Source organism: Flavobacterium bomense (assembly GCF_003970355.1).
In genome coordinates, this window is the sequence record NZ_RYDJ01000294.1 from 1 (window position 1) to 1,015 (window position 1,015).

Below are 1,015 nucleotides of genomic sequence, written 5' to 3' on the forward strand. Positions count from 1 at the left end.
CTTGAGTAATATTTCCCATCCCTGCAGCCGATCTTCTAATAAAGACACCCTTATTATCAGATGCCAAATCTATTTGAAGTTCAGAACCTGTAACCGATTGTCCACTTGCTGCCAATTGACCGTGTATCCAAGGACTTGATCCTCCGCTTACACAGGATTGTCTTTTAACAAAAATCCAAACGGCATCCCAATTTGATGGACCAGTAGTAACGTACCAACTATTATCCCATTTAATAGTAAATGTAAGTGTGTTTCCACTAATTATTGGTGTTCCCACAATTAAATTATTTGCATAGCTTTGAAAACTAAAGGCTAGAAATAGAAACGTAATTAAAGTTGTTTTTTTCATTTTAGTATTGATTTATTGGGTGTGTTATTCTTTTTAAATTTATTTTATTTATTGCATATCTCCAGCAGTAACGATTATACTTCCACCAATATTTACAATAGTGGCAATAGCATAATTCCCTGCTGTAGCAGTAAAGTTATTTCTGTTTTTCATACTTACTCCAGAACCTCCAACAAAATTAATTTTATTGGCATCACTACTTTTTTGGAGTACCATACAATTGAATCCTAATGGTAAATCGTTGCTGAAAGTAATTGTAATTTCATTACTTGGATTACAAATCAATACTTTACCTTTAAACTGTTCCGCATTAGAACTATCAATAGTAAAACCTGATGTTATTTCTGAACTAATTTCTGCATTTGCAGTAATGGAACCGCTAGTATTTACGTTGGTAACCGAAGTGTTTCCTAATTGAATAGTATTACTAGCGCCAACAATTGATCCATTACCAATTGCTGTAGCATTTGTTAAATTACCTGCTGAAACATTTGCGCCATAACCTATACCAGTATTTTGGCTTCCAGTGGTGTTTGAAGCCAATGAATAAAATCCGTTTGCGGTATTTTGAAATCCTGTGGTATTTGAATAAAGTGCTTCACTACCACCACCAGTATTTTCATAACCAGATGAATTGGTATATAATGAATTCAATCCAGTCGCAGT

Annotated in this window: 1 protein-coding gene and 1 pseudogene; both read right to left on the reverse strand. The window is 34.0% G+C overall.

Features of this window, described 5'->3' with window-relative positions; all coding sequences use genetic code 11:
- Positions 1-349: pseudogene (locus tag EKL98_RS17420) on the reverse strand (SUMF1/EgtB/PvdO family nonheme iron enzyme); the annotation flags it as partial.
- 48 nt (positions 350-397) lie between these two features.
- Positions 398-1,015 (reverse strand): hypothetical protein (locus tag EKL98_RS17800; RefSeq protein ID WP_394343496.1); only part of this gene is annotated, 618 nt, incomplete at its 5' end.